Source organism: Pseudomonas oplopanacis (genome assembly GCF_057128725.1).
On the sequence record NZ_JBSKHV010000011.1, the window covers coordinates 1 to 26,288 of the forward strand.

The 26,288-nt window shown below is 59.7% G+C and carries 22 protein-coding genes and 2 pseudogenes; 12 read left to right on the plus strand and 12 right to left on the minus strand.

Annotated elements, in window-relative coordinates; translation table 11 throughout:
* Positions 1–174: 174 nt before the first annotated feature.
* Genes ACWKV5_RS20525 through ACWKV5_RS20535 form a run of 3 tightly spaced genes read left to right on the plus strand, consistent with a single transcriptional unit; the run spans position 175 to position 3,740 of the window.
* The gene (locus tag ACWKV5_RS20525) at positions 175–834 is read left to right on the plus strand and encodes a paraquat-inducible protein A (protein WP_483842769.1); all 660 of its coding nucleotides are present in this window, start codon (positions 175–177) and stop codon (positions 832–834) included.
* Positions 821–1,444, plus strand: a complete 624-nt coding sequence (locus tag ACWKV5_RS20530; RefSeq protein ID WP_483842770.1) for a paraquat-inducible protein A — start codon at positions 821–823, stop codon at positions 1,442–1,444. Before ACWKV5_RS20525 ends, ACWKV5_RS20530 begins: the two co-directional genes overlap by 14 nt.
* On the plus strand, positions 1,437–3,740 hold the full coding sequence (locus ACWKV5_RS20535) for a PqiB family protein (protein ID WP_483842771.1): 2,304 nt from the start codon (positions 1,437–1,439) through the stop codon (positions 3,738–3,740). The genes ACWKV5_RS20530 and ACWKV5_RS20535 overlap by 8 nt, the downstream gene beginning before the upstream one ends.
* A 183-nt stretch (positions 3,741–3,923) precedes the next feature.
* On the opposite strand, the gene mksF is transcribed toward ACWKV5_RS20535, so the two are convergent.
* Genes mksF through mksB form a run of 3 tightly spaced genes read right to left on the minus strand, consistent with a single transcriptional unit; the run spans position 3,924 to position 8,741 of the window.
* Positions 3,924–6,764 (minus strand): Mks condensin complex protein MksF, encoded by a 2,841-nt coding sequence (gene mksF / locus ACWKV5_RS20540; protein WP_483842772.1) that lies wholly within the window; start codon positions 6,762–6,764, stop codon positions 3,924–3,926.
* Positions 6,761–7,474 carry an Mks condensin complex protein MksE gene (gene mksE / locus ACWKV5_RS20545; RefSeq protein ID WP_483842773.1) on the minus strand — a complete coding sequence of 238 codons (714 nt, stop codon included), beginning with the start codon at positions 7,472–7,474 and terminating at the stop codon, positions 6,761–6,763. Before mksE ends, mksF begins: the two co-directional genes overlap by 4 nt.
* Positions 7,464–8,741 carry an Mks condensin complex protein MksB gene (gene mksB, locus ACWKV5_RS20550; protein ID WP_483842774.1) on the minus strand — a complete coding sequence of 426 codons (1,278 nt, stop codon included), beginning with the start codon at positions 8,739–8,741 and terminating at the stop codon, positions 7,464–7,466. The genes mksE and mksB overlap by 11 nt, the downstream gene beginning before the upstream one ends.
* Positions 8,742–8,947: 206 nt before the next feature.
* On the opposite strand from mksB, the gene ACWKV5_RS20555 reads away from it, so the two are divergent.
* The gene (locus tag ACWKV5_RS20555) at positions 8,948–9,697 is read left to right on the plus strand and encodes an energy transducer TonB (protein WP_483842921.1); all 750 of its coding nucleotides are present in this window, start codon (positions 8,948–8,950) and stop codon (positions 9,695–9,697) included.
* Positions 9,690–10,142 (plus strand): ribosomal protein S18-alanine N-acetyltransferase, encoded by a 453-nt coding sequence (gene rimI / locus ACWKV5_RS20560; protein ID WP_483842775.1) that lies wholly within the window; start codon positions 9,690–9,692, stop codon positions 10,140–10,142. Before ACWKV5_RS20555 ends, rimI begins: the two co-directional genes overlap by 8 nt.
* 110 nt (positions 10,143–10,252) lie before the next feature.
* Here the strand turns inward: rimI and ACWKV5_RS20565 are convergent, their stop codons facing one another.
* Positions 10,253–10,657: a serine kinase/phosphatase gene (locus ACWKV5_RS20565; RefSeq protein WP_483842776.1), complete on the minus strand. Its 405-nt coding sequence runs from the start codon at positions 10,655–10,657 to the stop codon at positions 10,253–10,255.
* Positions 10,658–10,798: 141 nt separating this feature from the next.
* Here ACWKV5_RS20565 and can point away from each other — a divergent pair, with 141 nt between their 5' ends.
* Positions 10,799–11,443: a carbonate dehydratase gene (can, locus tag ACWKV5_RS20570; RefSeq protein WP_027925919.1), complete on the plus strand. Its 645-nt coding sequence runs from the start codon at positions 10,799–10,801 to the stop codon at positions 11,441–11,443.
* A 5-nt stretch (positions 11,444–11,448) separates the two neighbouring features.
* Here the strand turns inward: can and ACWKV5_RS20575 are convergent, their stop codons facing one another.
* The 5 genes from ACWKV5_RS20575 to ACWKV5_RS20595 all read right to left on the minus strand — a co-directional run bounded on the left by ACWKV5_RS20575 (position 11,449) and on the right by ACWKV5_RS20595 (position 18,599).
* The gene (locus ACWKV5_RS20575) at positions 11,449–11,973 is read right to left on the minus strand and encodes an SET domain-containing protein-lysine N-methyltransferase (protein ID WP_483842777.1); all 525 of its coding nucleotides are present in this window, start codon (positions 11,971–11,973) and stop codon (positions 11,449–11,451) included.
* Between the two features lie 167 nt (positions 11,974–12,140).
* Positions 12,141–13,313 carry a hypothetical protein gene (locus tag ACWKV5_RS20580; protein ID WP_483842778.1) on the minus strand — a complete coding sequence of 391 codons (1,173 nt, stop codon included), beginning with the start codon at positions 13,311–13,313 and terminating at the stop codon, positions 12,141–12,143.
* A gap of 73 nt (positions 13,314–13,386) precedes the next feature.
* Positions 13,387–15,084 (minus strand): J domain-containing protein, encoded by a 1,698-nt coding sequence (locus ACWKV5_RS20585; protein ID WP_483842779.1) that lies wholly within the window; start codon positions 15,082–15,084, stop codon positions 13,387–13,389.
* A gap of 10 nt (positions 15,085–15,094) precedes the next feature.
* Positions 15,095–16,792 carry a molecular chaperone HscC gene (locus tag ACWKV5_RS20590; RefSeq protein WP_483842780.1) on the minus strand — a complete coding sequence of 566 codons (1,698 nt, stop codon included), beginning with the start codon at positions 16,790–16,792 and terminating at the stop codon, positions 15,095–15,097.
* A 106-nt stretch (positions 16,793–16,898) separates the two neighbouring features.
* Positions 16,899–18,599: an acid phosphatase gene (locus tag ACWKV5_RS20595; RefSeq protein ID WP_483842781.1), complete on the minus strand. Its 1,701-nt coding sequence runs from the start codon at positions 18,597–18,599 to the stop codon at positions 16,899–16,901.
* A 147-nt stretch (positions 18,600–18,746) separates the two neighbouring features.
* Between ACWKV5_RS20595 and ACWKV5_RS20600 the strand changes: the two genes are divergently transcribed.
* The gene (locus tag ACWKV5_RS20600) at positions 18,747–19,037 is read left to right on the plus strand and encodes a nucleotidyltransferase family protein (RefSeq protein WP_483842782.1); all 291 of its coding nucleotides are present in this window, start codon (positions 18,747–18,749) and stop codon (positions 19,035–19,037) included.
* 176 nt (positions 19,038–19,213) lie between these two features.
* On the opposite strand, the gene ACWKV5_RS20605 is transcribed toward ACWKV5_RS20600, so the two are convergent.
* A complete protein-coding gene (locus ACWKV5_RS20605; protein ID WP_483842783.1) occupies positions 19,214–20,632 on the minus strand; it encodes a short-chain fatty acid transporter in 1,419 nt (472 codons plus the stop codon).
* Between the two features lie 202 nt (positions 20,633–20,834).
* Here ACWKV5_RS20605 and ACWKV5_RS20610 point away from each other — a divergent pair, with 202 nt between their 5' ends.
* The 4 genes and pseudogenes from ACWKV5_RS20610 (at position 20,835) to ACWKV5_RS20625 (ending at position 24,239) form a co-directional block, all read left to right on the plus strand.
* Entirely contained in the window at positions 20,835–22,148 is a 1,314-nt protein-coding gene (locus ACWKV5_RS20610) for an MFS transporter (protein ID WP_483842784.1), read from the plus strand.
* Positions 22,149–22,358: 210 nt separating this feature from the next.
* A pseudogene (locus ACWKV5_RS20615) lies at positions 22,359–23,045 on the plus strand (PAS domain-containing protein); the annotation flags it as partial.
* A 102-nt stretch (positions 23,046–23,147) separates the two neighbouring features.
* Positions 23,148–23,585, plus strand: a pseudogene (locus tag ACWKV5_RS20620) (methyl-accepting chemotaxis protein); the annotation flags it as partial.
* Between the two features lie 57 nt (positions 23,586–23,642).
* On the plus strand, positions 23,643–24,239 hold the full coding sequence (locus tag ACWKV5_RS20625; protein WP_483842785.1) for a flavin reductase family protein: 597 nt from the start codon (positions 23,643–23,645) through the stop codon (positions 24,237–24,239).
* A gap of 4 nt (positions 24,240–24,243) precedes the next feature.
* Here the strand turns inward: ACWKV5_RS20625 and ACWKV5_RS20630 are convergent, their stop codons facing one another.
* The gene (locus ACWKV5_RS20630; RefSeq protein ID WP_483842786.1) at positions 24,244–24,612 is read right to left on the minus strand and encodes a cupin domain-containing protein; all 369 of its coding nucleotides are present in this window, start codon (positions 24,610–24,612) and stop codon (positions 24,244–24,246) included.
* Positions 24,613–24,688: 76 nt separating this feature from the next.
* Positions 24,689–25,501 (minus strand): AraC family transcriptional regulator, encoded by an 813-nt coding sequence (locus ACWKV5_RS20635; protein ID WP_483842787.1) that lies wholly within the window; start codon positions 25,499–25,501, stop codon positions 24,689–24,691.
* 144 nt (positions 25,502–25,645) lie between these two features.
* Here ACWKV5_RS20635 and ACWKV5_RS20640 point away from each other — a divergent pair, with 144 nt between their 5' ends.
* Positions 25,646–26,287, plus strand: coding sequence for a LysE family translocator (locus ACWKV5_RS20640; protein WP_483842788.1), 642 nt, complete (start codon positions 25,646–25,648; stop codon positions 26,285–26,287).
* The last annotated feature ends 1 nt before the right edge of the window (position 26,288 follow it).

The window sequence follows — 26,288 nt, forward strand, 5'->3', positions numbered from 1 at the left end:
TCCCCATGTGAGAGTAGGTCATCGTCAAGATTAAATTCCGAAACCCCAATTGCGAAAGCAGTTGGGGTTTTGTTTTGTCTGCGAAAAAGTACTCCATCTTGAGGCACAAATTGGCGCAGTTATTTTTGACTCATGCCTCTAGAATAGGACCAACTTTTTCGGAACAGAGCCTTTATGTCAGATCCGGTTGACGCCACAAGGCTGTCAGAATTACCGCTAGACGATTTGGTCGCGTGTCATGAGTGCGACTTGCTGATGCGCAAACCCGAACTCGGCCATGGCGAGAAAGCGCTGTGTCCGCGCTGCGGCTATGAGCTCTACGCCCATCGGCATAATGTCGTACAACGCAGTCTCGCTTTGGTTATCGCCGCTTTATTGTTGTACGTGCCGGCGAACTTTTTACCCATTATGGAGCTCAATCTACTCGGACAATCCTCAAAGGACACTGTCTGGAGCGGCGTTGTGGCTTTGTTCGACACTGGCATGCAAAGCGTCTCGGTAATTGTGTTCCTGTGCAGCATGGGAATCCCTTTGCTCAAACTGCTCTGCCAATTGGCAGTCTTGTTGAGCATTCGCTTTGATATCGGACGCAGTTACGGCTTGCTGCTCTATCGCATCTATCACCATCTACGGGACTGGGGAATGCTCGAGGTTTACCTCATGGGCGTACTGGTCGCGTTCGTAAAACTGGCAGATATGGCAGCCATTAGCGTAGGTCTCGGTCTGGTGTGCTTTATCAGTTTGCTGTTGGTTCAGGTCGGATTGGAGGTTGTGATGTCGCCTCATCAGATCTGGCAGGCTTTATCAGGAGAGGATGCCCATGCGGGCGATTGATGCAGGCATTCTGATTTGTGCGGAATGCCATGAGTTGAACAAGCAGGACGCTGACACCGATGAGCAAGTCTGCACCCGTTGTGGTGCGCTGGTTCATGCCCGTCGCCCGAACAGCCTGGTACGCACCTGGGCACTGTTGATTACCGCGGCGATTCTCTACATTCCGGCCAACGTGCTGCCGATCATGACGATCAACTCACTCGGTAAGGGCGCCCCCAGCACCATCATGTCCGGCGTGATTGACCTGGTTCATTACGGCATGTTTCCCATCGCGGCGGTGGTGTTCATTGCCAGTATTCTAGTGCCGACGTTCAAACTGGTGGGCATCGGCTTGCTGCTGTTTTCGATACAGCGCCGCCAGCCACTCTCGGCTCGCCAACGAATCTGGATGTACCGCTTTATCGAGTTCATCGGCCGCTGGTCGATGCTGGATATCTTTGTGATCGCCATCCTGGTGGCGGTCGTGAATTTTGGACGGCTTGCCAGCATCGAAGCCAATCTTGGCGCCATCGCCTTCGCCAGTGTGGTGATTTTGACGATGCTTGCCGCAGTTTCTTTCGATCCCCGACTGATTTGGGATAACACGGAGTCGGACGACGACCATGACTGATTTGCCTACAGCGAAAACCCGACCGGCCTCGAACTGGTCCGCCATCTGGATCCTGCCCCTGGTCGCGTTGATCATCGGCGGCTGGCTCGGCTGGCGTGCCTATAACGAGACCGGCATCGAAGTTCAGGTGCGGTTCGAAAGCGGCGAAGGCATTCAGGCCAACAAGACTGAAGTCGTCTACAAAGGCATGTCCGTCGGTAAGGTGAAAGCTCTGAAACTCGATGACGAAGGCGCTTCCAAAGGCGTGATCGCAACCGTCGAGATGAACAAGGATGTCGAGCAATACCTCAGGACCAGCACCCGCTTCTGGCTGGTCAAACCGAGCGTGACGCTGGCCGGTATCACCGGTCTGGAAACCCTGGTGTCGGGCAATTACGTGGCGATCAGCCCTGGTGAAGGCGAGCCCACTCGCAAGTTCAAGGCGCTGGCAGAAGAGCCGCCTCTGTCCGACGCCAAACCGGGTTTGCACTTGACCATCAAGGCTGATCGCCTCGGCTCGCTGAACCGTGGCAGCCCCGTGTTCTACAAGCAGATCAAAGTCGGCCAGATCAAAAGCTATGTGCTCTCGGAAGACCAAAGTACGGTCGAGCTCAAAGTATTCATCGAACCCACCTACGCCAATCTGGTGCGCAAACACACACGTTTCTGGAACGCCAGCGGCATCAGCATCGACGCCAATCTGTCCGGTGTGAAAATTCGCAGTGAGTCACTTGCCAGCATCGTCGCCGGGGGTATTGCGTTCGCTACGCCGGAGAACCGCAAGGATAGCCCGCCCACCGACCCGAGCCTGCCGTTCCGTCTCTACGAAGACTTTGACGCCGCCGCCGCCGGTATTCGGGTCAAGGTCAAGCTCACCGATTTCGAAGGCTTGCAGGCTGGCCGTACGCCGGTGATGTACAAAGGCATCCAGGTCGGCAACCTGAAAGCGCTGAAGATCGATCCGGACCTGTCCGGTGCCACCGCCGAACTGACTCTCGATCCATTGGCCGAAGATTACCTGGTCACCGGTACTCAATTCTGGGTGGTCAAACCGTCGATTTCCCTCGCGGGCATCACGGGGCTGGAAGCGTTGGTCAAAGGTAACTACATCGCCGTGCGCCCTGGCGATAAAGGCTCCGCACCACAACGCGAATTCGTGGCACGGCCCAAGGCTCCGCCGCTTGACCTGCGTTCCCCAGGCTTGCACCTGGTGTTATTCACTGAAAACCTCGGCTCGCTGGAAGTCGGCAGCCCGATTCTCTACAAGCAGGTCAAGGTCGGTTCGGTCCAGAGCTATCAGTTCTCCAAGAAAAAGAAACAGCTGGTGATTGGTGTTCACATCGAGAAGGAATACGAAGGGCTGGTCAACGCCTCGACGAGATTCTGGAATGCCAGCGGCATCACGCTCACGGGCGGGCTGACGGGCGGGATACAGGTCAAAAGTGAATCGTTGCAAAGCCTGATGGCCGGTGGCATCGCCTTTGAGACACCGGAAGCCAAAGCCCCGCTGCAAAAGAAGATCCCGCGTTTCCGCCTGTTCGCCAACCATGAGGAGGCCAATCAGAAAGGCACCGTGGTGACCATCAAGGTTGAGCGCGCTGATGGCTTGCGTAACGGCACGCCGGTGAGATTCAAAGGGCTGGACGTCGGCAAGATCGAAGACGTTGACCTCACCGATGATCTGCAATCGGTGATGCTCACCGCGCGTATCACCGAAGTACCGGAGCGCATTGCCCGCGTCGGCAGCCAGTTCTGGGTGGTCAAGCCTGAATTGGGGCTGATCAAGACCCGCAATCTGGAAACGCTGGTGACCGGTCAATACATCGAAGTACAACCTGCACCGAAGAACCTCGGTCCGCAAAAGAATTTCGTCGCGTTGGCCAACCCGCCAGAGACGGCCAAGCAGGAAGCCGGCTTGAGTCTGGTGTTGAGTGCCGCGCGCCGTGGATCGCTGAAAACCGGTGTGCCGGTGACGTATCGTGAAATTACTGTCGGCAAGGTCACGGCCTACGAACTTGGGCAGACGGCAGATCGTGTGCTGGTGCACATTCTGATCGAACCGAAATACGCGCCGTTGGTGCGCAGCGGTACGCGTTTCTGGAACAGCAGCGGTTTTGGTTTTGACTACGGCTTGTTCAAAGGCGCAACGGTACGCACTGAGTCGCTGGAGACGCTGATTCAGGGCGGCATTGCCTTCGCCACCCCGGAAGGCGATCGCATGGGTAGCCCGGCGCGAGCTGAGCAAACCTTCCCGCTGTTCGACAAGTTTGAAGATGAATGGCTGACCTGGGCGCCGAAGATCTCGATCGGCAAATAGTTTATTGGTGTCTGTGATGTCGCCATCGCGAGCAAGCTCGCTCCCACATTGAATCCGGTGTACACACCGAACCACTGTGGGAGCGAGCCTGCTCGCGAAGAGGCCCTCAAACACACTGAAAGGCGCCCACAAAAAAGGCCGCGATCCATTGGATCGCGGCCTTTTCGTTTCTAGCGGTTTAACTCAAACCGCATCCAGCTCCGGTTCATCGGCCTGCGCAACAACAACCGCCTTCACCTCATCATGACGGCGAATGTACTTCCAGTCCGCCTCATCGATGTAGATCCCGTTCGGCCCGCTGCCACCTTCCAGGTCAATCGCAACACTGGCGCAAACCTGCGGCTTCACACTTGCCAGGATCGGCACGAAGCCCAATTGCAGGCTGGTTTCCAGCAGCGCTGCCTGGTTCTTCTCATCGATGTCCGCCGCCTCGTCGAGGTAGTACGGCAGGCGCACGCGACCGGCCTGGTCGCGGTCCATCAAGTGCAGCAACAAGTACATGTTGGTCAGCGCCTTGATGGTCATCGTGGTGCCGTTGGACGCGGCGCCGTCGATGTCGGTGTGGATAACCGGTTGACCGTTGACCTTGGTGATCTCGAAGGCCAGTTCGAACAAGTCCTTGAGGCCGAGCTGGTTGTGGTTGGCCGCCACCAGCCGTGCCAGATATTCCTTGGCTTCTTCGTTCTTGTTGTCCTGCTCGGCGCTTTGGCTCAGGTCGAACACGGAGAGGGTTTCGCCTTCTTCGTATTGGCCGGCACTGTGAATGATCTGGTCGATGTGCTTGAGCGCTTCCTTGTTCGGCGCGAGGACGATGCGGAAGCTTTGCAGGTTGGACACCTGACGCTTGTTGATCTCGCGGTTGAACAGCGCCAGTTGATGTTCGAGGCTGTCGTAGTCGCTGCGAATGTTGCGCAGGGTCCGGGCGATGTCGGTGACCGCCGCCCGGCGTGCCTTGCCCAGCGTCAGGGCTTCGTCGGTGCGGTGCGCGTAGGCGTTGATCAGCAGTTGCAGGCGACGTTCCATATCGTCTTCGCTGTCGAACTTGGCCACGCCTTTGAGGCGAACCTGGGCGTACAGCGCCTCGATCTGACCGTCGCTGCGCAGCAATCCCTGCCAGCTGTCCTGATAGTCGTTGAGCAGCGGCAGCAGGTTGTCCATGGAATCGTCGATCGGGTCCATGAACGGCGTGCCGAACGGCAGGTCTGCCGGCAACAGCTGACGGCGGCGCAGGGCGTCGTCGAGGGTGCGTTGCTTGGCTTCCATGTCGCCGATCTGACGGCCGACCAGTTGCAGCTTGGCCGACAGTTGCTGGACGCGTTCGGTGAAGGCGTCGCTGGAGCGTTTCAATTCGTCCTGCGCCGCTTCCATCTGCGCCAATTGCTCAAGCTTGTCGCCTTCTTCAGCGCTCAAGGTTTGCGCGCGACGGAAGTCTTCCAGGGCTTTCTGCGCATCCAGCACTTGCTGGTACAGCGCTTCAGTCTGGGTCTTGCTCGCGGCGCGGTCGGCGGCGACGGCTTGTTGGGTCTTCAGTTGCTTGAGTTCTTTGTCCAGACGCTCTTTCTGATCGCGCAACGCCGCGCGGTCAGCCAACGCTTGCAGCGCTGGCGGCTCGATGTTCGAGATGTCGATGGACAGGCCCGGTACTTCGAAGCGCTCGCCTTTGAAACCGTCGAGGATCAGTTCCATGGATTTGACCCACTGACCGTCCTCGTCCAGCGTAATCCCATGCTCGCCCAGCGGCAGGCTGAACAGCGCGCTGTTGAACAGGCGCATCAGACGTTCGACGTCCTGTTGCGAGAACTCTTCGCGCAGTCGGGCGTAGCTGTTGTTGTCGGCGTGATCGAGTTGTTGCTTGACCGACTTCAGGCGTTTTTCCAGATCGCGCAGACGCTCTTCGAGGTCTTCGGCAGAGAACTGCCGCGACTGTGCCAGCGCACCGGCCAGTTCATCGTGCGCGTCCTTGGCCGCGAGCAGTTGTTGCTCCAGCACTTTGACGTCATCGACCAACGCGAAGCGATGCTTGAGCACCGACAACTCGCCGAGCCAGCGCTGGATGCCGGTGATTTCCCGCTCCAGGCGCATCAGCTCTTGCGTGCCACCACGCTGATCGTTTTGCAGTGCGTCTTGCTCGTTGCGGTAATGCTCGGCCTGAATCGTCAGCTCTTCCTTGCGCGCACTGGCGTAGTCCGACCAGGTGCCGAGCAGGGAGTCGAGCAGTGGCGAGATCCGGTGCAATTTACCGCGCAGGATATTGCGCTGAGCCACGCCTGAGGCCAGTGCTTCAACCAGCGGGCCGGCGGTCACCAGCGAGTTGTAGTCCTGCTCCATGCGGCGTACATCGCGGAAGGCTTCTTCGCACGCGGCGATGTAATCGACGCTGCCGGAACGCAGGCTGTGCTCGAACGCATCGAGGAACAATTGCTTGAGCTTGGCCGCGGTGATTTCGCGCATGTGCAGCAAGTTGATGAACAACGCGCGGAAGGTCTTCAGGCTCTGCTCGCTGGTGGAACGCAACGGGATCAGCGTCAGGTCCAGCGGAATCGAGGTGTGACCGCCAACCAGCAAGCGACGCAGCTCATCAGGCTTCAATTCGTAGGCTTTCAGGCCTTCGCGCTCAAGGTTGGTGAACAGTTCTTTCTGGCGCAGGCAGGTGTCGTTCTTCTGATAGTGCGCCAGATCCAGTTTGCCGGCATAGGCAAAGAACTGGTGACCGAAACCACCGCCCGGGCCGCGACCGACCACGCCGATCACGTGCGGGCCGTGGGGCAGCGACACTTCAACCAGGATGTAACTGGTGTCCGAGGCGAAGTAGAAACGCCGGGATTGTTCCAGGCTGTACTTGCCGAAACTCATGTCCGACATGCGCGCCAGAATCGGGAACTGCAAGGCGTTGATCGAGGCGGATTTGCCGAGGTTGTTCGCGCCGTAGACCGACAGCGGCTCTTCCAGCGGAAACAGACCGAGGCTGTAACCGGCGGTGTTCAAAAGGGCAAAGCGGCGAATGCCGTAGCGTTCCTTGCTCATGCGTCGGTCTCCTGTTCTTCGGCGATGGCGCGGGCCATGGCGTCTTCTTCACTTTCTTCTTCGCTCTCTATCTCAAAGGCACTCAAATCCAGCGGGTCATCGGTTTCCAACAGCTTTTCGTCACTGTCGTCATCGATCAATACCGGAACTGGCAATGGCAACACGCTGTGCAGGCTGGCCGCCAGATCACGGTCCTGCTGAACCGACAGGCAGACATCGAGGAAGCGGTGCATCGGCGGCAGGAAACGGTAGATGCCGTTTTCTTCGCCGGCGAAACCGAGCTGGGTCATGCGGCGCATGATTTTTTCTTCGAGCTCTTCGACGGTCTGCACTTCGGCCTGGATGAACAGGTCGCGGTACTTTTCCAGCAAGGAAGGCAATTCATCGCGGCCGAGGCTGCCACCGTCGAGCACGGCAACCGGGTCACGGCCCTGATCCGCCAGGTGCTCGACGAGGATGAAGGTGAACAGCGCCAGTCGTTGTGCAGTTTTGTTCACCGCGGCGGCAGCGAGGTCCGGCACGAAGTAGTAGAAACCACGGGTGTCGCACACCAGCTCAAACCCCAGCGCCTTGAACAGCGTGCGGTACTGGTCCTGGAAGTTCGACAGTTGCGCATACAGCTCAGGGTCGCGGCGGCTGACGTGGTAGCCCTTGAACAGCTCGCGAAAGATCGGCGCCAGCTGGGACAATTCGTTTAGATCAAGATGCATTTGGGATGCTCGCAGAATCCTCGGCGGCGGTGTCGCCGGCCGAGAGCAGGGCGAAGGAGCGCAGGCTGACCTGATGCTCATGAGTGTGGTATTCGCGGCGTTCCAGACGCTCGCGTTTGAAGCGTTTCTCGCGAGACAGGCGCGAGAACCAGTACAGCAACTCGTCGGTCGCGCCGTCCGGCTCTTGCTCCAGCAGCCAAGTCATCAGGTCCGGCATCGGCAGGGCGTCTTCGCAGCGTTCGAGCATTTCGCGAACGGTACGTGGCGCGCGTGGGGCTTCGCCTTTCTGGGTCTTGTGAGCCTTGGGGAAACGCGCTGGTTTCGGTTCGAAACGGGCCAGCGCATACACGTAGGCTTCGACCTGACTGGCACTGCCGAGAAAGGTGCTTTGCGGGCGGGTGAACATTGGCATCGCGGCTTGCGGTACGGCGTCGATGCCTTTGCGACGAATGGCTGACAGGGCCAGCGCCGCGCCACGGGTCACGGCATTGTGGCGACGAGCTTCTTCACGCAATGGCAGCAACAGTTCGCGGGCATGACGCAGGGTCAATTGAGCGCTGGTCTGCATTTCAAGGATGCGCGCGTGGGTGCGCAGCAGCATGTCGTCGTCGACCAGATGGCCAAGGCGTTGCTGCTCGCTGAGCATCTTCAGCAGCACGGTTTCGACCTTGCGAACGCCTTGTTCGAAGGCGCCGTCGGCGTTCACCAGGTCAATCATCGGTTCGACGTATTCGTCCCAGGTCGCCAGCACTTCAGCGTAACGCTGACGCAACGGAATCTGCCGATCGCTGGTTTTCGCCCGTTCGGCGACGGCTACCAGCGCCTGTTCATCGTTGTCGAGCTTCTTCAATACGTCGCGTACGCGCATATCGAGCAAGCGCAATTGGCGAGCCAGATCATGGCCATCGCGAATGTCGAACGCATCCTGGATGTAACCGGCCAGGCGCTCGAGGTGACGCAAATAGGCTTCGATTTCCAGGCACAGGCCCAGACGGTGCTCACGGCGCAGGTAGGCGAGGAAGTCATGGATCTGCGCATTGAGCTCGAAGCGGTTCGGGCTTTTCGCCACAGGAACCAGAATATCGAGGCGGATCCACACGTCCAGCAGGCTGGTGATGTCCTGCGGCGTACTGTCGAGTTGCTGGGCGGCCAACTGTGAACGCAGTTCGTTGAGGCTCAATGTGCCTTGGTCGAAGTGCTCGCACAGTGGCTCCAGAAGTGCCCAGTGTTCAGCGAGGGCGCGCAAGACGCGCTTGGGTTCGATCATCGGAATGGCCGGCTGGTTGGCGATTAAAAGCCGCGATTGTACTGCATCGCGGGCGTGTCGATTCACTCTCGGGACGGACTGTAGGGTTTCTATCGATCAAGCGCGGGCGATCTTGAGCGAAGGGCGGTAGAATCACCGCACTTTAGTTATCCACAAGTGGCCGACCTTTGCTTATCGAGTCCCGTCGCCGCGCTTATTTGACCGCCATGCAGGTGGTTAACTGGCTGCCGCGCACCGAATTGCCCTTTGCCGCGCCCTCGCGCCCCGAGCTGCTGGAGATGCCTGAGCCGTTGGTCGTCGCGCCGATGGCTCCGGTTGCGCCCGCGCCTGTGGCGGATTCGCCCGTGGAACCGCTGGTCAAACCGGCCGAACGGGTGAAGATCGAAGTGCCGCGTCCTTCGTTGGCCAGTACGCGCACCAACGCCAAGGTCGAAGAAGAGGCGGTTCCGGTCGTCGCCAAGGTTGTGCAGGTGCCGCCACCGCGTTTCGCCCTGCAATTGCTGCGCGCCGGTCGCTGCCTGCTGCTGGTGGAGTTACCCACAGGCGAAACGTTCCAGACCCGCGATCCTGCCTATCTGCTGCTCAAGGACATGCTGCGCGCCGCCGGTCTGCCGGACAGCCCGCAGATTGTCGGCGAACCGGTACGCTGGCCGCTGCTGGCTCGCGGCACCATGGATCAAGGCCCGGAAGCGGCGCGCGACTTCGTGCAAGGCTTTCTCTCGGCGCGCATCGAAGACGCGCCGTGCGTCTGCGTGTGGCTGATCGGCCTGCCAGCGGTGCGTTTTGCCGGTGAGGCCAACGCCGAATCATTCAACCGCGAACTCCAGGTCGAAGGCCTGGGCTCGGTCTGGGCCCTGCCGGGTCTGGAATTATTAATGGAAGAGCCACAGCGTAAGGCTGATGTCTGGCAAGCCATGCGTCGGCTGATGGCGCGCTGGAAAGAATCAAATGAGTGACGCTGTATCGTTTCGCCCGATGACCGAGGCGGACCTGGACGCTGTACTGAAAATCGAATACGCGGCCTACAGCCATCCCTGGACCCGCGGGATTTTTCTCGACGGGCTGGGCAAGTACCAGATCTTACTGATGTTCGAAGGGCAGCAGCAGGTCGGCCATGGCGTGGTGCAGATCATTCTGGATGAGGCACATCTGCTCAATATCACCGTCAAACCGGAAAATCAGGGCCGTGGCCTGGGTTTGACGCTGCTGGAGCATTTGATGTCGATTGCCTACAAGGCTGAGGCGCGGGAGTGCTTTCTGGAAGTTCGCGACAGCAACCGCTCGGCGTTTCGCTTGTATGAGCGGTATGGCTTTAACGAAATTGGCCGACGTCGGGATTATTATCCGGCTGTTGGTGGTCGGGAAGATGCGGTGGTCATGGCCTGCACCCTGGTCGACTGATCCTTTTTAAAAGCTTCGCGAGCAGGCTCGCTCCCACAATGAATTTATGTCGTACATAAAACCTGTGGGAGCGAGCCTGCTCGCGAAGGCGACCTAACAGGCGCTGAAGATCACCGATCCTTATCCAGCGGATCCCGCCGCGCCATCTCCGCTTCATCCAGCCCATTTCCCCCGCCAATGTCGTCCTCATCGACAATGCTCAAATCCCAATCCGCCTGATCGCCTTCACCCGCTTCGTGAGCATCCCGCGCACCATCTTCATGGATCAACGTTTCCGGGCTCATGTCATCATCGGTAGACTCGTGATCATCGGTCGAAGCCCCCGTCATACCGGCTTCGCGCACACGCTCGCGAGGCATCAGCCGTTCGCGTTCGGTCTCCGGCAGTTCGTCACCGATTTTGGCGCTGGGTTCTTCCTCATCGAAATCCAGCTCATGCATCGAGCCCATGCGGTCTTCGTTGTCGTCGATCGGCTCAGGTTGCGCCGCATCGTACGGACGTCGTGATTCAGTCATGGCAATTCCTCATACTGTGGGCCTTACTAGGGTGGACCCACTGGGCTCCTGAGAATTCCACCGGCCTAACTTGCATCAAGCGCGTGACCCCGACGGGTGGTTGTCTGTCAAACCAGCGCATCATTCTTGAGGCTTTACAGCATGAACGAATTACAAGATCTGATTGATAACAACGAACGCTGGGCTGAAGCGATCAAACAGGAAGATCCGGACTTCTTCTCCAAGCTGGCGCGCCAACAGACGCCGGAATACTTGTGGATTGGATGTTCCGACGCGCGGGTGCCGGCCAACGAGATCGTCGGCATGTTGCCGGGCGACCTGTTCGTGCACCGCAACGTGGCCAATGTGGTGCTGCACACCGACCTCAATTGCCTGTCGGTGATTCAGTACGCGGTGGACGTGCTCAAGGTCAAACACATCCTGGTCACCGGCCACTATGGCTGTGGCGGCGTGCGCGCTTCGATGCAGGATCGTCAGTTGGGCCTGATCGACGGCTGGCTGCGCTCGATCCGTGACCTTTATTACGAAAAGCGCGAAGAACTGGCCGAGCTGGCGACCGAAGAAGAACAGGTCGATCGTCTCTGCGAGCTCAACGTGATCCAGCAAGTGGCGAACGTCGGCCATACCAGCATCGTGCAAAACGCCTGGCACCGTGGGCAGCCGCTGTCGATCCATGGTTGCATCTACGGGATCAAGGACGGTCGCTGGAAGAGCCTGAACACGACCATCAGCGGATTTGAGCAACTGCCGCCGCAATACCGTCTGCGCCCGGTCGAGAAGCTGTAAACCGTCTAGCAGAGACCGCGCCGACGCAAGTGGTGATAAAACAACTGGCCGTCGGCGTTCGGCGGTTCATCGTAACCGGTGATCCAGCCTCGGCACTCAGGCGACGCGCACTGGCAGGCAAACTGGCGCAGCAGTTTGTCTTCCGTTGCCGCGAAGTCCATCGTCAGGCTGTCGCCTTTCTTGATGTCCTTCAGCGCCCACAACCACAGTTCGCTCATGTCGAAAAACACGTTGGGGTCACAGGAATGCCGCAGCAGGCCGCTGAAGAGCGGGTCATAGACGTGAATCCCGGACGCCAGTTGCCGCGTGTGTCGAGTGCGATAAGGCAGCAAATGCCCCGACACCCGGCAGATTCGACTGATCCGTGGAAATTCGCGCAGTGCTGCGACGGCTACCGCTGAACCATCGGCGTTGCAGATGATTTCGAAATCGGCCAGCGCTGGAAATCCACGGCTGACCGGCAGCTCTGGAAACGGATAAACGCCATCCGGCGGGTGTTCTGAAGTGTGGTGCACGGGATGAGTTTTCATAACGATCCTTGTCGGCAGTGCGTTGCGACTTCCCAAACTGACGAGCCTGTCAGCCCTGCAACACGGGTATACCTCACGATCTCGCATATGAAACGATGGGTCTACTGTCAAAACTGACAGTGGGATGTGCGCTTTTGCGCGTCAGCCTTGACTGACGCGCAAGGTGATTACAGCGCAGGTGCCGGAATCGCTGTTGCGGGCGCCGGGGATTGCAGTTGTTGGAGCTGGGCCTTGATCGGGGTTGTCGCGCACTTGGCCACGGCTAGTTCAGGGGGCAGGTTGCGGATCGAGGTGTAGAACAACTCGCAGGTTTTTTCTTTCTGGGTCACTTGCCAGGTTTGCGTGCAGCTTTTCAGCTGGGCAGCAGGGTCGCTGCCCGGTGTGCTGCCCATGCCGGCCTGCCAGCACGCGGCGCTCAAGTCCTGGCCCATGACGGTCAGGCCCGCCGCATCGGCTTTCGCCTGAGCATCGTCGCCGGTGTAGCTGTCCGGGTTGGCGGCGTACCAGATGTAACTCGGATGGTTCGAGCCCAATACCGGCACGTTCAGGCCTTTCTTCGGGCTGATGGTGGCCAGACCCAGCACGTCGACGGTCACACCATATTGCTGCTTGATCCAGTTACGCACTGGCGCGCCGAAGGCGACCATCGGCAGCGCAGCGCCTTTGGCGTTCTGGCTGATTTCCTTGACCATGGTGGTCTGGTAATCCGTGAAGTAGCCGTAGACACCCTCCAGATCCTTGCCGGCGCTGGCCGGTGCGGCAATGGGCGCGATGTCGATGATGGTCTGATAACCCGGTGTCTGGACGGCGGGGATGCCGTTATCCGTCAGCAACGTGGCCCAGCGATCCGTGGTCGCGGAGCGCAGGTAATCCTGGGCGTGGGTCAGGGAATAATCCGGCGGGAAGTGCAGCAGCTCGACACTTTTGCGGTTTTCCAGGGCCATGCCCAACGGCAGGAACAAGTACCAGTTGTAGGCCCATTTACTGTCGGCATTGAGTTTTTTGGCGCCGGTGTAGGCCAGATCGCCGGCATCGAGCAGTGCGGCCAGCGGTTTTTCATAGCCCTTTGGCACGCCGCTGATGTCGGCGTAAAGCTGATGGTTGTCCGTTTTGACGCGCACTTTCGCAGTGCTGTAGCCATCGCGTTGCACGCTTTGGGTCAGGTAATGCTCGACGGTTTGCTCAAGCGTCCAGTTGCGAAAGCAGATCACATTGCAGTTGTTGGGGTAGGCGAAAAGCCGGGTGACGCGTTCGGTGCTGCCCAGTTTCAGATCGACATCGGCGTGGGCGGCGGCGCTCAGGGCGAGGGCGGCAAAGGTGAGTCCTGTGAGTTTCAGCATGCTCAGATCCTTTTCAGCGTGGGCCCGCGTGCATCGCGGGCCACCGTACTAAAGCAGATCGGCCGGTCGTCGTTTAGCTGAAACGCAGTTGAGTCAGGTGATAGTCAGGAAAGTAAATCTGGCACGCCAGGTCGAGGCCGACCATCACCAGCAAGAACACCACTTGCAGCGGGCTCAAATGCGCCCAATGCAGCGCCGTCAGCCATGGACGACGTGCACGAAGTTCAGGGTCGAGTTCGCCGATGCGCCGTGTGTGCAAGAAACCGATCAGCATAAAACCGACGTACGTCACGATCCCGAACCAACCCTGTAGCAGCGCAAACAGCATCAGCATGACGGCCTGTGGTCCGCCGTGGCGGATCAGCAACCAGCGCGTTTCCGGGTTCAAGCGTCGCGGAATCACTTCTTCTGTCAGCCGCAGGTCCTGGACAATAAAGTGGGAGGTGATCACCACCCACCAACTCAGCGCGAAGCGACAAAACGAGAACGGAGCGAGAGCGAGAATCAACGGTATGCCGATGCTGTAACCGAGGGAGTTATGGTTGGAGGGGAAAAAAAACAAATACAGCGCCAAGGCGAAGCCCGCCCAGACTAGCAGCCAGGTTTCGGCGGCGATCGGGCGTGGCAAAAAACGCCGCCAGAAAAACACATCGGTGCGCGGCAGGCGCAGGAGCAAATGCGGATAGCGCCACTTGAGCGTGTGCGCAAGGTCATGGCAGGCCTGCCATTCGTTCTGGCCAAAGCCATCGGTCAGTTTTTTCTGTTGTCCGGGCCGCATTGGATTCATCAGCAGATGCGCGGCCTGTACATCGGCCGCCCATACCCGGCTGTCTTGCGCCTTGGCCTGCAGGTTTTCGTAGAAACTTTCCTGATTGCAGCGCTCGATCAAGGCCTGCCAGGTCGACGCCGGTTCCGGGTGAATGCCTTTTTGGTCGTCCCAGCCAAATACCTGTCCAACGCGGTCGAACAGCGGCAGGCTCCATTCGGTGTCGTTGAACAGTTGCAGGATGATTCGCTGCCATTCCTGGCGTCGATCGAACACCTGAAGCCAGGGTTGAGCGGTGTCACTTTTCAGCTGAGTGAGGAATTCTCGTTCTTTGCCAGCTTCAAGCAACTCCTGCAACACCTGCCGATAGTCCTGCAGCAAACCACTGGCCAGGGCATCTCGCTGCCCATCGGTCATGACGATGTTTTGCCAGGGTGCCAGCCAGTCCAGATGCTGCACGGCCCAACTGGCAATCGAACTGCGCAAGCCTGGATGATCGAAGCATAGTTGCAGCAGCAACTGTTCAAACACCTGGGCACAGTGCTGTTGTTGCGCCTGCTCCCAACGCTCGGCGAGGTTCTGATCCGTGAGCCCGTCCAGAAGCGCCCGTGCAGCTTGCTCGTCCGGTGAAACGTGCAGGGGCGGGGGAATTGAGGGGGCAAGGTTCAGCGAATGCAGCGCGCGTGGACGTTCAATGCCAAGCGGGTGAAGCACGCGTGGGCTTTCGATGTTCAGCGGTCGAAGTTCGAGCGTCTCGGACCACGCCGGGAGATTGGCCTGATGCGGTTGTTCGACGACTTCGGCGGTCGCCACTTCAACGTTGTCAGCCGCGAATTCAGCCCGCCATTGGGCAACCCCCAGCGCTTGCTCATAAGCTTCGCGCAAGCGTTGAAAGCCTTCGGGGTCTTCATCGGGCCGGTAGGTTTTCAGCAACCGCGCGTAACTGCGCTTGATAGTGCGTGCGTCGGCGTCTTCGGCCAGTTCCAGCAGAGACCAGCAATCCATGTGCGGCTCCTTACTGCCAGACGCCGTTGTCCAGCGTACTCAGTTGCTGCGTCAGCTCGCTGCGCGCTTCACGGATCCGGCGTTCATCCTGGGACTCAAGCACGCTCTGGAACTGCTGGGCCCAGTGACCGATCTGTTCGCGCATCTGCCCCAGACTTTCCTGATAAAGACGCTCAAGACGTGCGGTCAACACGGTGTTGACCTGCTGATCGCGAGGATGAATTTTCAGCAGCGCCAAACCCTGCAAACGCGCTTGAATCTCCTCCGGGGTAAGCACGCCGGGATTGTTCTCGATCACCAGAGAGTGCAGGTCGCCGGTCAACGGCACGACCACCTGGGCCTCCAGCAAGCCATTGTTGTCGTAGGTGAAGCGCACATCCAGCGACACTTCGCCGGCCTTGCGCTTGGGTACTTTGATCTCCAGTTCACCCAATGCCACGTTGTCTTTGACCAGGCGACTTTCGCCCTGAAAAATATTCAGCTTCACGTGTTCCTGGTTGTCATGGACGGTGTAAACGGTCTTGACCCGGCTTACTGGCACAATGCTGTTGCGCTCGATGATTGGCAGGTAATGGCCACTTTCGCGTTGCCCGCCCACCTGCGTCGAGGTTTCGATGCCCAATGTGTAAGAGCAGACGTCCGTCAGCACAACTTCTTCCAGCGCGGCAGAGCGTGCTTTTAGCGCCGCTTGAATGGCTGCGCCGTGGGCCACCACTTCGTCTGGATCGAGGCTGATGGACGGGAAGCGACCAAACAGGCCCGCCGCGAGTTTGCGCACCAGCGGCATGCGTGTCGTGCCACCGACCAACAGGATTTCGTCGAGATCACTCACGCGAATGCGCGCGTCTCGCAGCGCTCGTTCAATCGGCGTGCGCAAGCGCTCAAGCAGCGGCGTGTAGAGCGTGGCCAATTGCTGTTGGGTGATCGTCTGGGTCCATTGCTGGCCATCCACCCGCAAGCTGAAGTCGGCGCTGGCGTCATGGCCCAGGGCTTTGCGCACGCGCTCGGCTTCGCGACGAAGCGGCTGAATGACGCTGTTGCGGTCGGGGAAGTTGTCGGTGTTGCGATGGTGATCCAGAAAGTGTTCGAGCAGCACGCTGTCGAAATCTTCACCGCCCAGAAAGTTGTCGCCGGCGCTGGCGCGCACTTCCATCACTCCGTCGAAGAGCTCCAGGATCGACACGTCGAACGTACCGCCACCGAGGTCAAACACCAGGAACGAGGTTTCCTTGTCCCGTTGGTGCAGTCCGTACGCCAGCGCTGCCGCCGTCGGTTCGTTGATCAGTTTTTCAACCTTCAGCCCGGCCAGTTCCCCGGCAATGCGCGTGGCTTTGCGCTGGGCATCGCTGAAATAGGCCGGGACGCTGATGACCGCTTCATGCACCGTTTCGCCGAAAGCCCGTTCGACGTCTTCCTTCAGGCTCTTGAGCACCAGCGCCGAAAGCTCTTCGGGACGGAATGTCCGGTCGCCGAGGCGCACTTCGGTGGCACTGCCCATGTGACGTTTGAACAGTGAGGTGGTTTGGCGCGGGTGGGTGTGCAATCGCTCACGGGCAGCCTGGCCGACCAGCACTCGGCCCTGATCGTCGAGACCGACCACGCTGGGGGTCAGGAACTGGCCCAGCGCATTGGGCACCAACTCGCTGGACTCTCCCCGCCAGATGGCGATGAGGCTGTTGGTGGTGCCCAGGTCAATCCCTACGATCATCAAGTGAACTCCCTTTCCGGTCTGCAAAAAACTGAAACAATTAATATCCGCCCAAGGATATTACCGGAGCAGTGGAGGGGCAAAGGAAAATGGTGGCACTGGGCTATTATTTTGCGAAGCTCAATGCGTTGCTCAAATCCCCCATGGGTTTCTGACCCCGAGCGACCATCGCCTCCTCACGCTGCTTGAGCCCGTCGAGCTTCTCCAGCCCGAACACCCGAGTGATTAACCGCAGAATCGACGCGGTGTCATAGACCGTGTGATCCACTGTGCCTTTGCGCGCGAAGGGCGAGACCACCAGCGCCGGCACCCGCGATCCCGGCCCCCAACGATCGCCTTTGGGCGGTGCAACGTGATCCCACCAGCCACCGTTTTCATCGACCGTGACCACCACCACCATGTTTTTCCATTGCGGGCTTTCGCGCAGCACTTTCAGGGCGCGCACGATGTGCCGATCGCCGGACGCCACATCAGCGTAACCGGCGTGCATGTTCAGGTTGCCCTGGGGTTTGTAGAAACTCACCGCCGGCAGCTTGCCAGCCTCGGCATCGGCGAAGAACTTGTTGGTGTTCGACTCATCACCCAGGCCGGCGTCGCGCAGACGTTTGTTGCGTTCGGCCGGATTTTCCGGACCCAGCTGTTTGAAGTAGTTGAACGGCTGGTGGTGATACTGGAAGTTGGGAATCTTGGGGATGCCACCGGAGTCCTTGAACTGATCCAGCGTCGCCTGCCAGGCGCCGGCGTACCAGGCCCAGTCGATGTTCTTTTTGGAGAGCTTGTCGCCGATGTGCTCGTGGGTCTGCGGGACCATCACGTTCGGCAGGTCCGGTTTGGCGTAGGCCGGACGGTCCGGGTCGCGAATCCACGTCGGCCAGTACGGCGGCGCGAGCGTGTTGACGCCGTAGCCATCCGGGGTCAATGCGCTGGGGCCGAACTGCGGTGGACCGGTCATGGCGCTGGCCGGGGATTTCTCCAAAGGTTTGAGCCGCGGGTCCGCCGGATCATCGCTTTGCAGCACTGCGATCTGCGCCTTGGCCACGGAGTTGGCGACGTCGGGATAAAACGGCGCGGTGGCGCTGATCAGGTACTGGTGATTGAGAAACGAACCGCCGAAAGCGCCCTGGAAAAAGTTATCGCAGAGCACAAACTCCTGGGCGACGTCCCACAAGCGCAGGGAATAACGACTCTGCGCGTAATGGCCCATGGTCAGGCCGCCGGAGTCGGCCCACGCGACAAAACCATCATTCTTGCCGTCATTGATTTGCATCTGGTTTTGATAGAACACGTGCCACAAATCGCGAGTCACCAAGCCGAACGGCAAGTCCTCAGCGTTCGGGCCTTTGAGGGCAAACGGCGCGTTGGGCAGTTGCTCCTGAAACTGGGTTTCACTGGGGTACGTCACGCCATCCAGGGTTTGCGGGCCGATCTGCAAAACCCCGCCCCACACCGGTGGCAGCGTCTGCAACAGACTGCCATCGCGATCACGCTGTTGATATTCGGCAGGCTGGAGCGATGACAGCGGTTTTTCGACGCCGGGGAAATTGCCGAACAGATTGTTGAAACTGCGGTTCTCGGCGTAGATCACCACCACGGTTTTCACCTGGTCGTGCAGGGCCTTGTCCAATTCCGCCGGGGACAACGGATGTTCGACAGGTTTGCCCGGCTCATCCCCCTGATTGCCACAAGCACTCAGCGTTGCGCCGACACCCAGCACTGCGACACCACCCAGAAAGCGCCGGCGACTGGTGTCGGTGGGGGCGTCTGAGTCGGGAGAAGGAGCGTCGATGTTGTCTTTATCGTCAGTCATGCCACGTCCCGTTTAGCTGAGTTTGTTGCAGTATGTTTCGGCGGACGCTAGCAGCGGGATGTGACAGAAGGGTTACAAGTGACGCGGTGTTTCCCTGTCCCAAGCACTGCTAGACTGGCGCAATACTGGACTTGGCAAAGGTCAATCATGAAACCTTCAATCGCACTGGATCTGAAACGCGCCGCCGTGCGCGAGGTCGTAGGCCGTTTTCGCACGTCCAATCCTCGTGTATTCGGCTCCGCATTATTGGGCACCGATCAAGAGGGGAGTGACCTGGACTTACTGGTGGATGCGCTCCCGGGTGCCACGCTGTTCGATCTGGGCGGTCTTCAGGTTGAGCTCGAAGATTTGCTGGGGGTCAGTGTCGATCTGCTGACACCGGGAGACCTTCCGTTGAAGTTTCGTCAGCAGGTGCTGGAACAGGCGCGGCCTGTATGACCGTCAACCGTCTCGGCGACTACTTGACCATATGCGACAAGCCGCTGGTGATGCACTTGTCTTCGTCGAGGGGTTGAGCAAAGAAGAGTCAGTCAGCCTTGCCGCAGCTATTGAAGGTTTTACCCAACGACCAAACTTGATTGCACCTGCTCTAGAACAGGTGCAACCAGTCGATTTTAAGGCATCACCGGCGCCGTATACGTCAGCGTCGTCCCCAGCGCCCACAGCAGAAACAGCACCAGCGGCGTGTGCACCAGCAATTGCACGAACGAGAACCCGATCAAGTCCCGCGCCTTCAACCCGAGCACGCCCAGCAGCGGCAACATGTAGAACGGGTTGATCAGGTTCGGCAGCGCTTCGGCTGCGTTGTAGATCTGTACGGCCCAGCCCAGGTGGTAGTTCAGGTCCGTGGCCACTTGCATGACGTACGGCGCTTCGATGATCCATTTGCCGCCGCCGGACGGGATGAAGAAACCGAGAATCGCCGAGTACACGCCCATCAGCAGCGCGTAGGTATCGTGGGTGGCGATGCTGACGAAGAAGGTCGAGATGTGGTGCGCCAGGGTCTGAGCATCTGCGCCTTTGACTGTGGTCATCAGCGCAGCGATCGAGCCGTACAGCGGGAACTGGATCAGCACGCCGGTGGTGGTCGGGACTGCGCGGGCCACGGCATCGAGGAAACTGCGCGGGCGCCAGTGCAGCAGCGCGCCGAGCATCAGGAACAGGAAGTTGTAGGTGTTCAGCCCGGAGATGGCAGTAAGCGCCGGTTTGGTCGAAAACTCGTGAAACAGCCAGCCAGCCGCGAGTGCCACCAGCAAAAGGGTCAGCACCGGGCTGTACTCCAGCCATTCGCCGGGACGAGTGCGTGGTTGCAGTGGCGGCAGATTGAAGCTCGGGTCGACGCCGCAGGCCTTGGCGTCACGGGCGGTGTTAGGGCCTGGTGCGGTGGCGTAGGCAATGATCAGCGAAACCACGATCAGCGTCAGCAGCATCACGCCGGACTGCCACAGAAAGATCGTTTGGGTGAAGGGAATGACCCCGGTGATCGCCAGGATCGACGGCGGCAGACTGGCCGGGTTGGCCTGCAGTTGTGCAGCGGACGACGACAGGCCCAGGGCCCACACAGCGCCGAGGCCCAGATAGACGGCTGCACCGGCGGCACGGTAGTCCATTTTCAGATCGACGCGGCGGGCGAGGGCGCGCACCAGCAAACCGCCGAACACCAGCGACAAACCCCAGTTCAGCAGCGAGGCAGTCATGGAAATCAACGCGACCCACGCCACGGCCGAGCGCCCGTTTTTCGGAATGCGCGCCAAGCGGTCGATGAGTTTCACGGCGGGTGGCGAGGCGGCGACGACATAGCCACCGATGACCACGAATGCCATCTGCATGGTGAAGGGGATCAGGCTCCAGAATCCGTCACCGAACGCCATCGCGGCGTCAGTCGGTTTGGCGCCCATGAACAGCGTGGCGACGGCGACGATGATCACCGCCAGCGCGGCAAATACCCAGGAATCGGGGAACCAGCGTTCGGCAAAACTTGAGCAGCGCAGGGCAAAGCGGGCGGAGCGGGTATCTTCGATATCAGCGGCCACGGGTGTACCTCGAATTTTTATGTTTGTTGTGGTCTTTCGGGCCGCAAAGGCCCGTCTGGACAGATGCCAACAGTAAATCAACCGCTGCTGATTTGTGACGAAACTTTACCAAAACAGGACTATGGTCTAACGGCTTGTCCATGGGCGCGTTTGCGTAGACCATGGGCGCCTTGGTTTTTTACCGGCTGCAGAGTTCTTTTTCATGACTGCCAACACCCCTTCGCGCCCGACGCCTTTTACCCGCTCGGATTACAAGACCCTTGGCCTTGCGGCCCTTGGCGGCGCGCTGGAAATCTACGATTTCATCATTTTCGTGTTCTTCGCCCTGACCCTCAGCCAACTGTTCTTCCCGCCGGAAATGCCCGAATGGCTGCGCCTGCTGCAAAGCTTCGGGATCTTCGTCACCGGTTATCTGGCGCGCCCATTGGGCGGGATTCTGATGGCGCATTTCGCCGACCGGCTGGGGCGCAAGAAAGTCTTCAGCCTGAGCATCCTGATGATGGCGCTGCCGTGCCTGCTGATCGGGATCATGCCGACCTATGCGCAAATCGGCTATTGGGCGCCGCTGCTGCTGTTGGCGCTACGTGTCCTGCAAGGCGCGGCGGTGGGCGGTGAAGTGCCGAGTGCCTGGGTGTTCGTCGCCGAGCACGCGCCGGCCGGGCATCGCGGTTATGCCCTCGGTTTCCTGCAAGCCGGGCTGACCTTTGGCTACCTGATTGGCGCACTGACGGCGACCTTCCTCGCACAGGCGTTCACCCCGGCGGAAATTCTCGATTTCGCCTGGCGTTATCCGTTCCTCCTGGGCGGTGTGTTCGGGGTGATTGGCGTCTGGTTGCGCCGCTGGCTCAGTGAAACCCCGGTATTCATGGCGATGCAGGCCCAGCGCGATGCCGCCGTCGAATTGCCATTGCGCACGGTCTTGCGTGAGCATCGTCTGGCGATGTTGCCGGCGATGATCCTCACCTGTGTGCTGACCTCGGCGGTGGTGGTGTTTGTCGTCATCACACCGACCATGATGCAGAAAACCTTCGGCATGACCGCCAGCCATACCTTTGCCCTGAGTGCGTTGGGCATCGTGTTCCTGAACATCGGCTGCGTGCTCGCCGGGTTGCTGGTCGACCGCATCGGCGGCTGGCGCACGGTCATGCTCTATAGCCTGCTGCTGCCGCTGGGGATTGGCGTGCTCTATACCTGCCTGATTACTGGCGGCCACTGGATAGGCTTGGCCTATGCGATTGCCGGTCTGAGTTGCGGGGTGGTCGGCGCGGTGCCGTCAGTGATGGTCAGCCTGTTCCCGGCACGGGTACGCGTCTCGGGAATTTCCTTCACCTACAACATTGCCTACGCCGCGTGGGCGAGTATCACACCGCTGTTGTTGATTGGTCTGATGCCGTGGAGCCCGTGGATCTGCGTGATCTTCTGTGCGGTCATGGGCGCGGTGGGTGTGGGCAGCGCGGCGTATTTTGGCGCACGCCTGCCCAGAGCCGGCCATTGCGCGGCCGCTGGCGCGATGTAATCGCCGGGGGATACGGCAACTATTTTTGTAGGACAACCCTGAATCAGTCTTCAGAAAACACCTGCACCGCCGATGGCTAGGCTGTATGCCGCTTTCCATCCAGTCCATCGGTGCTTTCCCATGTTCAACAAACGCTTGAAGCAGGAGCTGTCGGCTCTTCGCGAAGAACTCTCCAGCCTTCAGCAAGTGAAGGACAGTCTGGAAAGCGAGATGCTGGTCCTGACCCTTGATCCCGATGGCCGGATTCAATCGGCCAACCAGAACTTCCTGGGTGAAATGTTCTACAAGAGCGGCGACCTGGCCGGCCGCAACATCGACGAGATCGTCCCGGTTCATGTCAAATCCGATGAATTCCACCGTCGCTTCCAGAACGCGCTGAGCCGTGGCGAGCATTTCGCCGGGGCCGTGCGTTTGCTCCGTGGCAATGGCAAGGAAGCGTGGTTGCGTTCGATTTTGCAGCCGGTGCGTTCGGCGGATGGCCGGATCAAGCATTTCTCGATTTACTCCAGCGACCTGACCCGCACCATCGAAGCGTCCCGTGAACATGAGAATCTGATTGGCGCGCTGGTGCGTTCGACCGCGGTGATCGAGTTCGACCTCGATGGCAATGTGCTGGCGGCCAACGACCGCTTCCTCAGCGGCATGGGTTACAGCCTCGCGCAGATCAAGGGCAAACATCACCGTACGTTCTGTGAACCGCAGGAGGCCAGCAGCGCTGAGTACCAGAATTTCTGGCGACGCCTGAACGCCGGTGAGTTTGTCGCCGGCCGTTTCAAACGCGTCGACAGCCATGGTCGTCTGGTCTGGCTGGAAGCGTCCTACAACCCGGTGGTCGACGCTAACAACAAGCTCTACAAAGTGGTGAAGTTCGCCACCGTGATCACCGATCAGGTCAACCAGGAAAACGCCGTGGCCGAAGCGGCCAACATTGCCTACAGCACCTCTCAGCAAACCGACCAGAGTGCCCAGCGCGGAACGGCCGTGGTGACTCAGGCGGTGGACGTGATGCGCGACCTGGCCAAGCACATGCAAACCGCTGGCGATGGCATCGAGGCCTTGAACGAGCAATCGCTGGTGATTGGCACCATCGTCAAAACCATCAGCGGCATCGCTGAGCAGACCAACTTGCTGGCGCTCAACGCGGCCATCGAGGCGGCTCGGGCAGGTGAACAGGGCAGGGGCTTTGCCGTGGTCGCGGACGAAGTCCGGCAGTTGGCGTCTCGCACCAGCCAGGCCACTGATGAGATCGTCGGTGTCGTGCGGCAGAACCAGGAGATGGCGCGTAATGCCGTGGCTCTGATGACCGACGGCAAGCTTCAGGCGGAACAAGGCCTGGCGCTGGCTGCGGAAGCCGGTACGGTGATCGTCGAGATTCAGGACGGTGCGCAGAAAGTGGTGAACGCGGTCGGCCAGTTTGCCAATCAACTGGCGACTTGATACCCGCCCTCGCGGTGGAAATCGCTACAATCGGCTCTTTTCCCAGGAGCAGACACCATGAGCGTTTCCCACCGCCGCCCGGTTCCTTTGTCCAAGGCTTATCGCCTGCTCAATCACGGGCCGACCGTACTGGTGAGCGCCGCCCATGACGGCCAGCGCAATATCATGGCCGCTGCCTGGGCCATGCCGCTGGATTTCGAACCGCCGAAAATTGCCGTGGTGCTGGACAAGTCCACCTGGACCCGGCAACTGCTCGAAGCCTCGGGCACCTTCGTCCTGAACGTGCCCTGCGTCGCTCAAGCCGATATCACCCAGACCGTTGGCTCGACATCAGGCCTGGAATTGACCCAGGGCCAAGGTCAGGACAAGTTCCAGGCGTATGGTTTGCAAACGTTTAGCGGTGAGCTGATCGACGCCCCTTTGCTCGAGGGCTGCGTGGCATGGCTGGAATGTCGACTGCTGCCAGAGCCCAGCAATCATCAGCAATACGATCTGTTCCTGGCCGAGGTGATTGCCGCCCAGGCAGATGAGCGGGTCTTCAGCGACGGCCGTTGGCACTTCGAGGGGCATGACGCACTGCGCACCTTGCACCATGTCGCGGGCGGGCATTTCCTGATGATTGGCGACCCGGTGGACGGCAAGACCTTGGCGTAACGCCTCACACCCACACGTCATTGACCGCCGTGCGTTCGCCGCCTTCGCTGCCGGTGTTGAGCACACCCTTGGGCTCGATCAGCAGCAGCTTCACCTCTTGCTCGGCAGAGGGTTTATGCTCGACCCCTTTGGGCACCACGTACATTTCGCCGGCGTTGACCAATACGAAACCGTCACGAAAATCGAGGCGCAGCTGGCCTTCGAGCACGATGAAGGTTTCGTCGGTTTCCAGATGATCGTGCCAGATGAAATCCCCCAGCAGCTTCACCACCTTGAACTGGTAGTCGTTCATTTCGGCGATGACCCGGGGCGCCCAGTGCGCATCGATCCGGGCGATTTTTTCAGCGAAGTTCAGGCTTTTGTAAGCGTTCATGCAGCAGCTCCCGTAGTTGATCTTGAACCCACGATAACCAGCGCTCAGGTCTGCTTCTTGTACGATTGTGCGTCGCTTAGCGACGGTGCATTTTCATCCAGCGGGCCGGCGACAGACCGTAGGTTTTGCTGAATTGCCGGGTCATGTGGCTTTGATCGGTGAAGCCAGTAATCAGCGCAGCGCTGACCAGTGACTGGCCCTGGATCAGTAGCGAGCGCACCAGGTCCAGGCGCCGCATGGTCAGGTATCGATAAGGGCTGGTGCCGAACAACAGGCGAAAGTCCCGTGACAGGCTCCAGCGATCACGACCGCTGTGGTGCGCCAGCTCCTCCAGCGTCACGGTGCGATCCAGCGCACTGTGAATGAACTCCCGCGCGCGCTCCGCCGCCACGTAGTCGAAGCTCTGGTGGCGGGCGAAAGGTGTTCCCGAAACGCTGCTCAGGGCCTGCGCCAGATCGTACAGCGCGTCCTGTTCCTCCAAAGGGTCGAGGGGGCAATCCAGACTGCGCAGCAACACGTCGGTGGCGGCGAACAGGCGAGGGTCAGTCGACAGTCCGTTCTTGATGAACGGCAGCGGTTGTCCGCCAAGCATCTGCTGGATCAGCGCCGGTTCGATGTACATCATTCGGTATTTGAACCCGGCCTCGGTGCCGGCCTCGCCATCGTGGACTTCGTCCGGGTGCAACACCAACGTCCCGCCCGGCAGGCTGTGGCGCCATCCGCCGCGGTACTGAAAACTCTGCACACCGGCCAGGGTTCGGCCGATGGCGTAGGTGTCGTGACGATGAAGGTCGTAGCCGTGACCCGCAAAAAACGCTTCGAAACGTTGCAGGCCGCCCACGTCGGGCGCGCGGTGGAACCAGTCGATGGGAGGCGTTTGCTTGGCCATGGCGTTGTAGTCGTGAAATCAATGCAGAACACGGTAACCCAGTCACCTGTGCGCTGCCCGATAAACCCGTTGGACGGGTAGAAAAGCCGGGGTAAATGTTGCAAGGTGTTGAGCATTATCGAGGCCAAGAAGGCACCCCGCATCATGGAAAATACCTCACTGGGCTACGCTGCGCCGCTATTGTCGCTGGCGCTTTTATGGACCGTTGCCGTGGTCACGCCGGGTCCTAATTTCTTCAACATCGCGCAATTGGCCGCCAGTCGCACACGCCGTCATGGCGTGGTGGCTGCGTTGGGCGTGGCGACGGGCACCGTGCTCTGGGGGCTGGCGGGAGGCCTGGGGATCAAGTCGTTGTTCAGTGCAGCACCGACGCTGTACCTGGGGTTCAAGATTGCGGGTGGTTGTTACCTGATCTATCTGGGCCTGAAGCAATTCAAGCGTAAACCGTCAGCGGCGCCGGGTGATGCTGGCGCGCTGAACGAGACAGGGCATACGTTGCTGTCGGCGTATACCCAAGGCTTTTTGGGGAACATGACCAATCCGAAATCTGCGCTGTTCGTCGCCACCATTTTTGCTACCGCCATGCCCGCCTCACCGCCACCGATGTTGCTCGCGCTGGCCGTGCTGACTATGGCGAGCCTGTCATTCAGTTGGTATTGCAGCGTTGCGCTGTTGTTCGCCAGCCAACGAGTCGCGGTCGTCTACGAGCGTTCGCGCACATGGCTGGATCGCTTCGCGGGCAGTTGCTATCTACTGTTCGGCGCGCATTTGGTGGCCAATCGTTGAG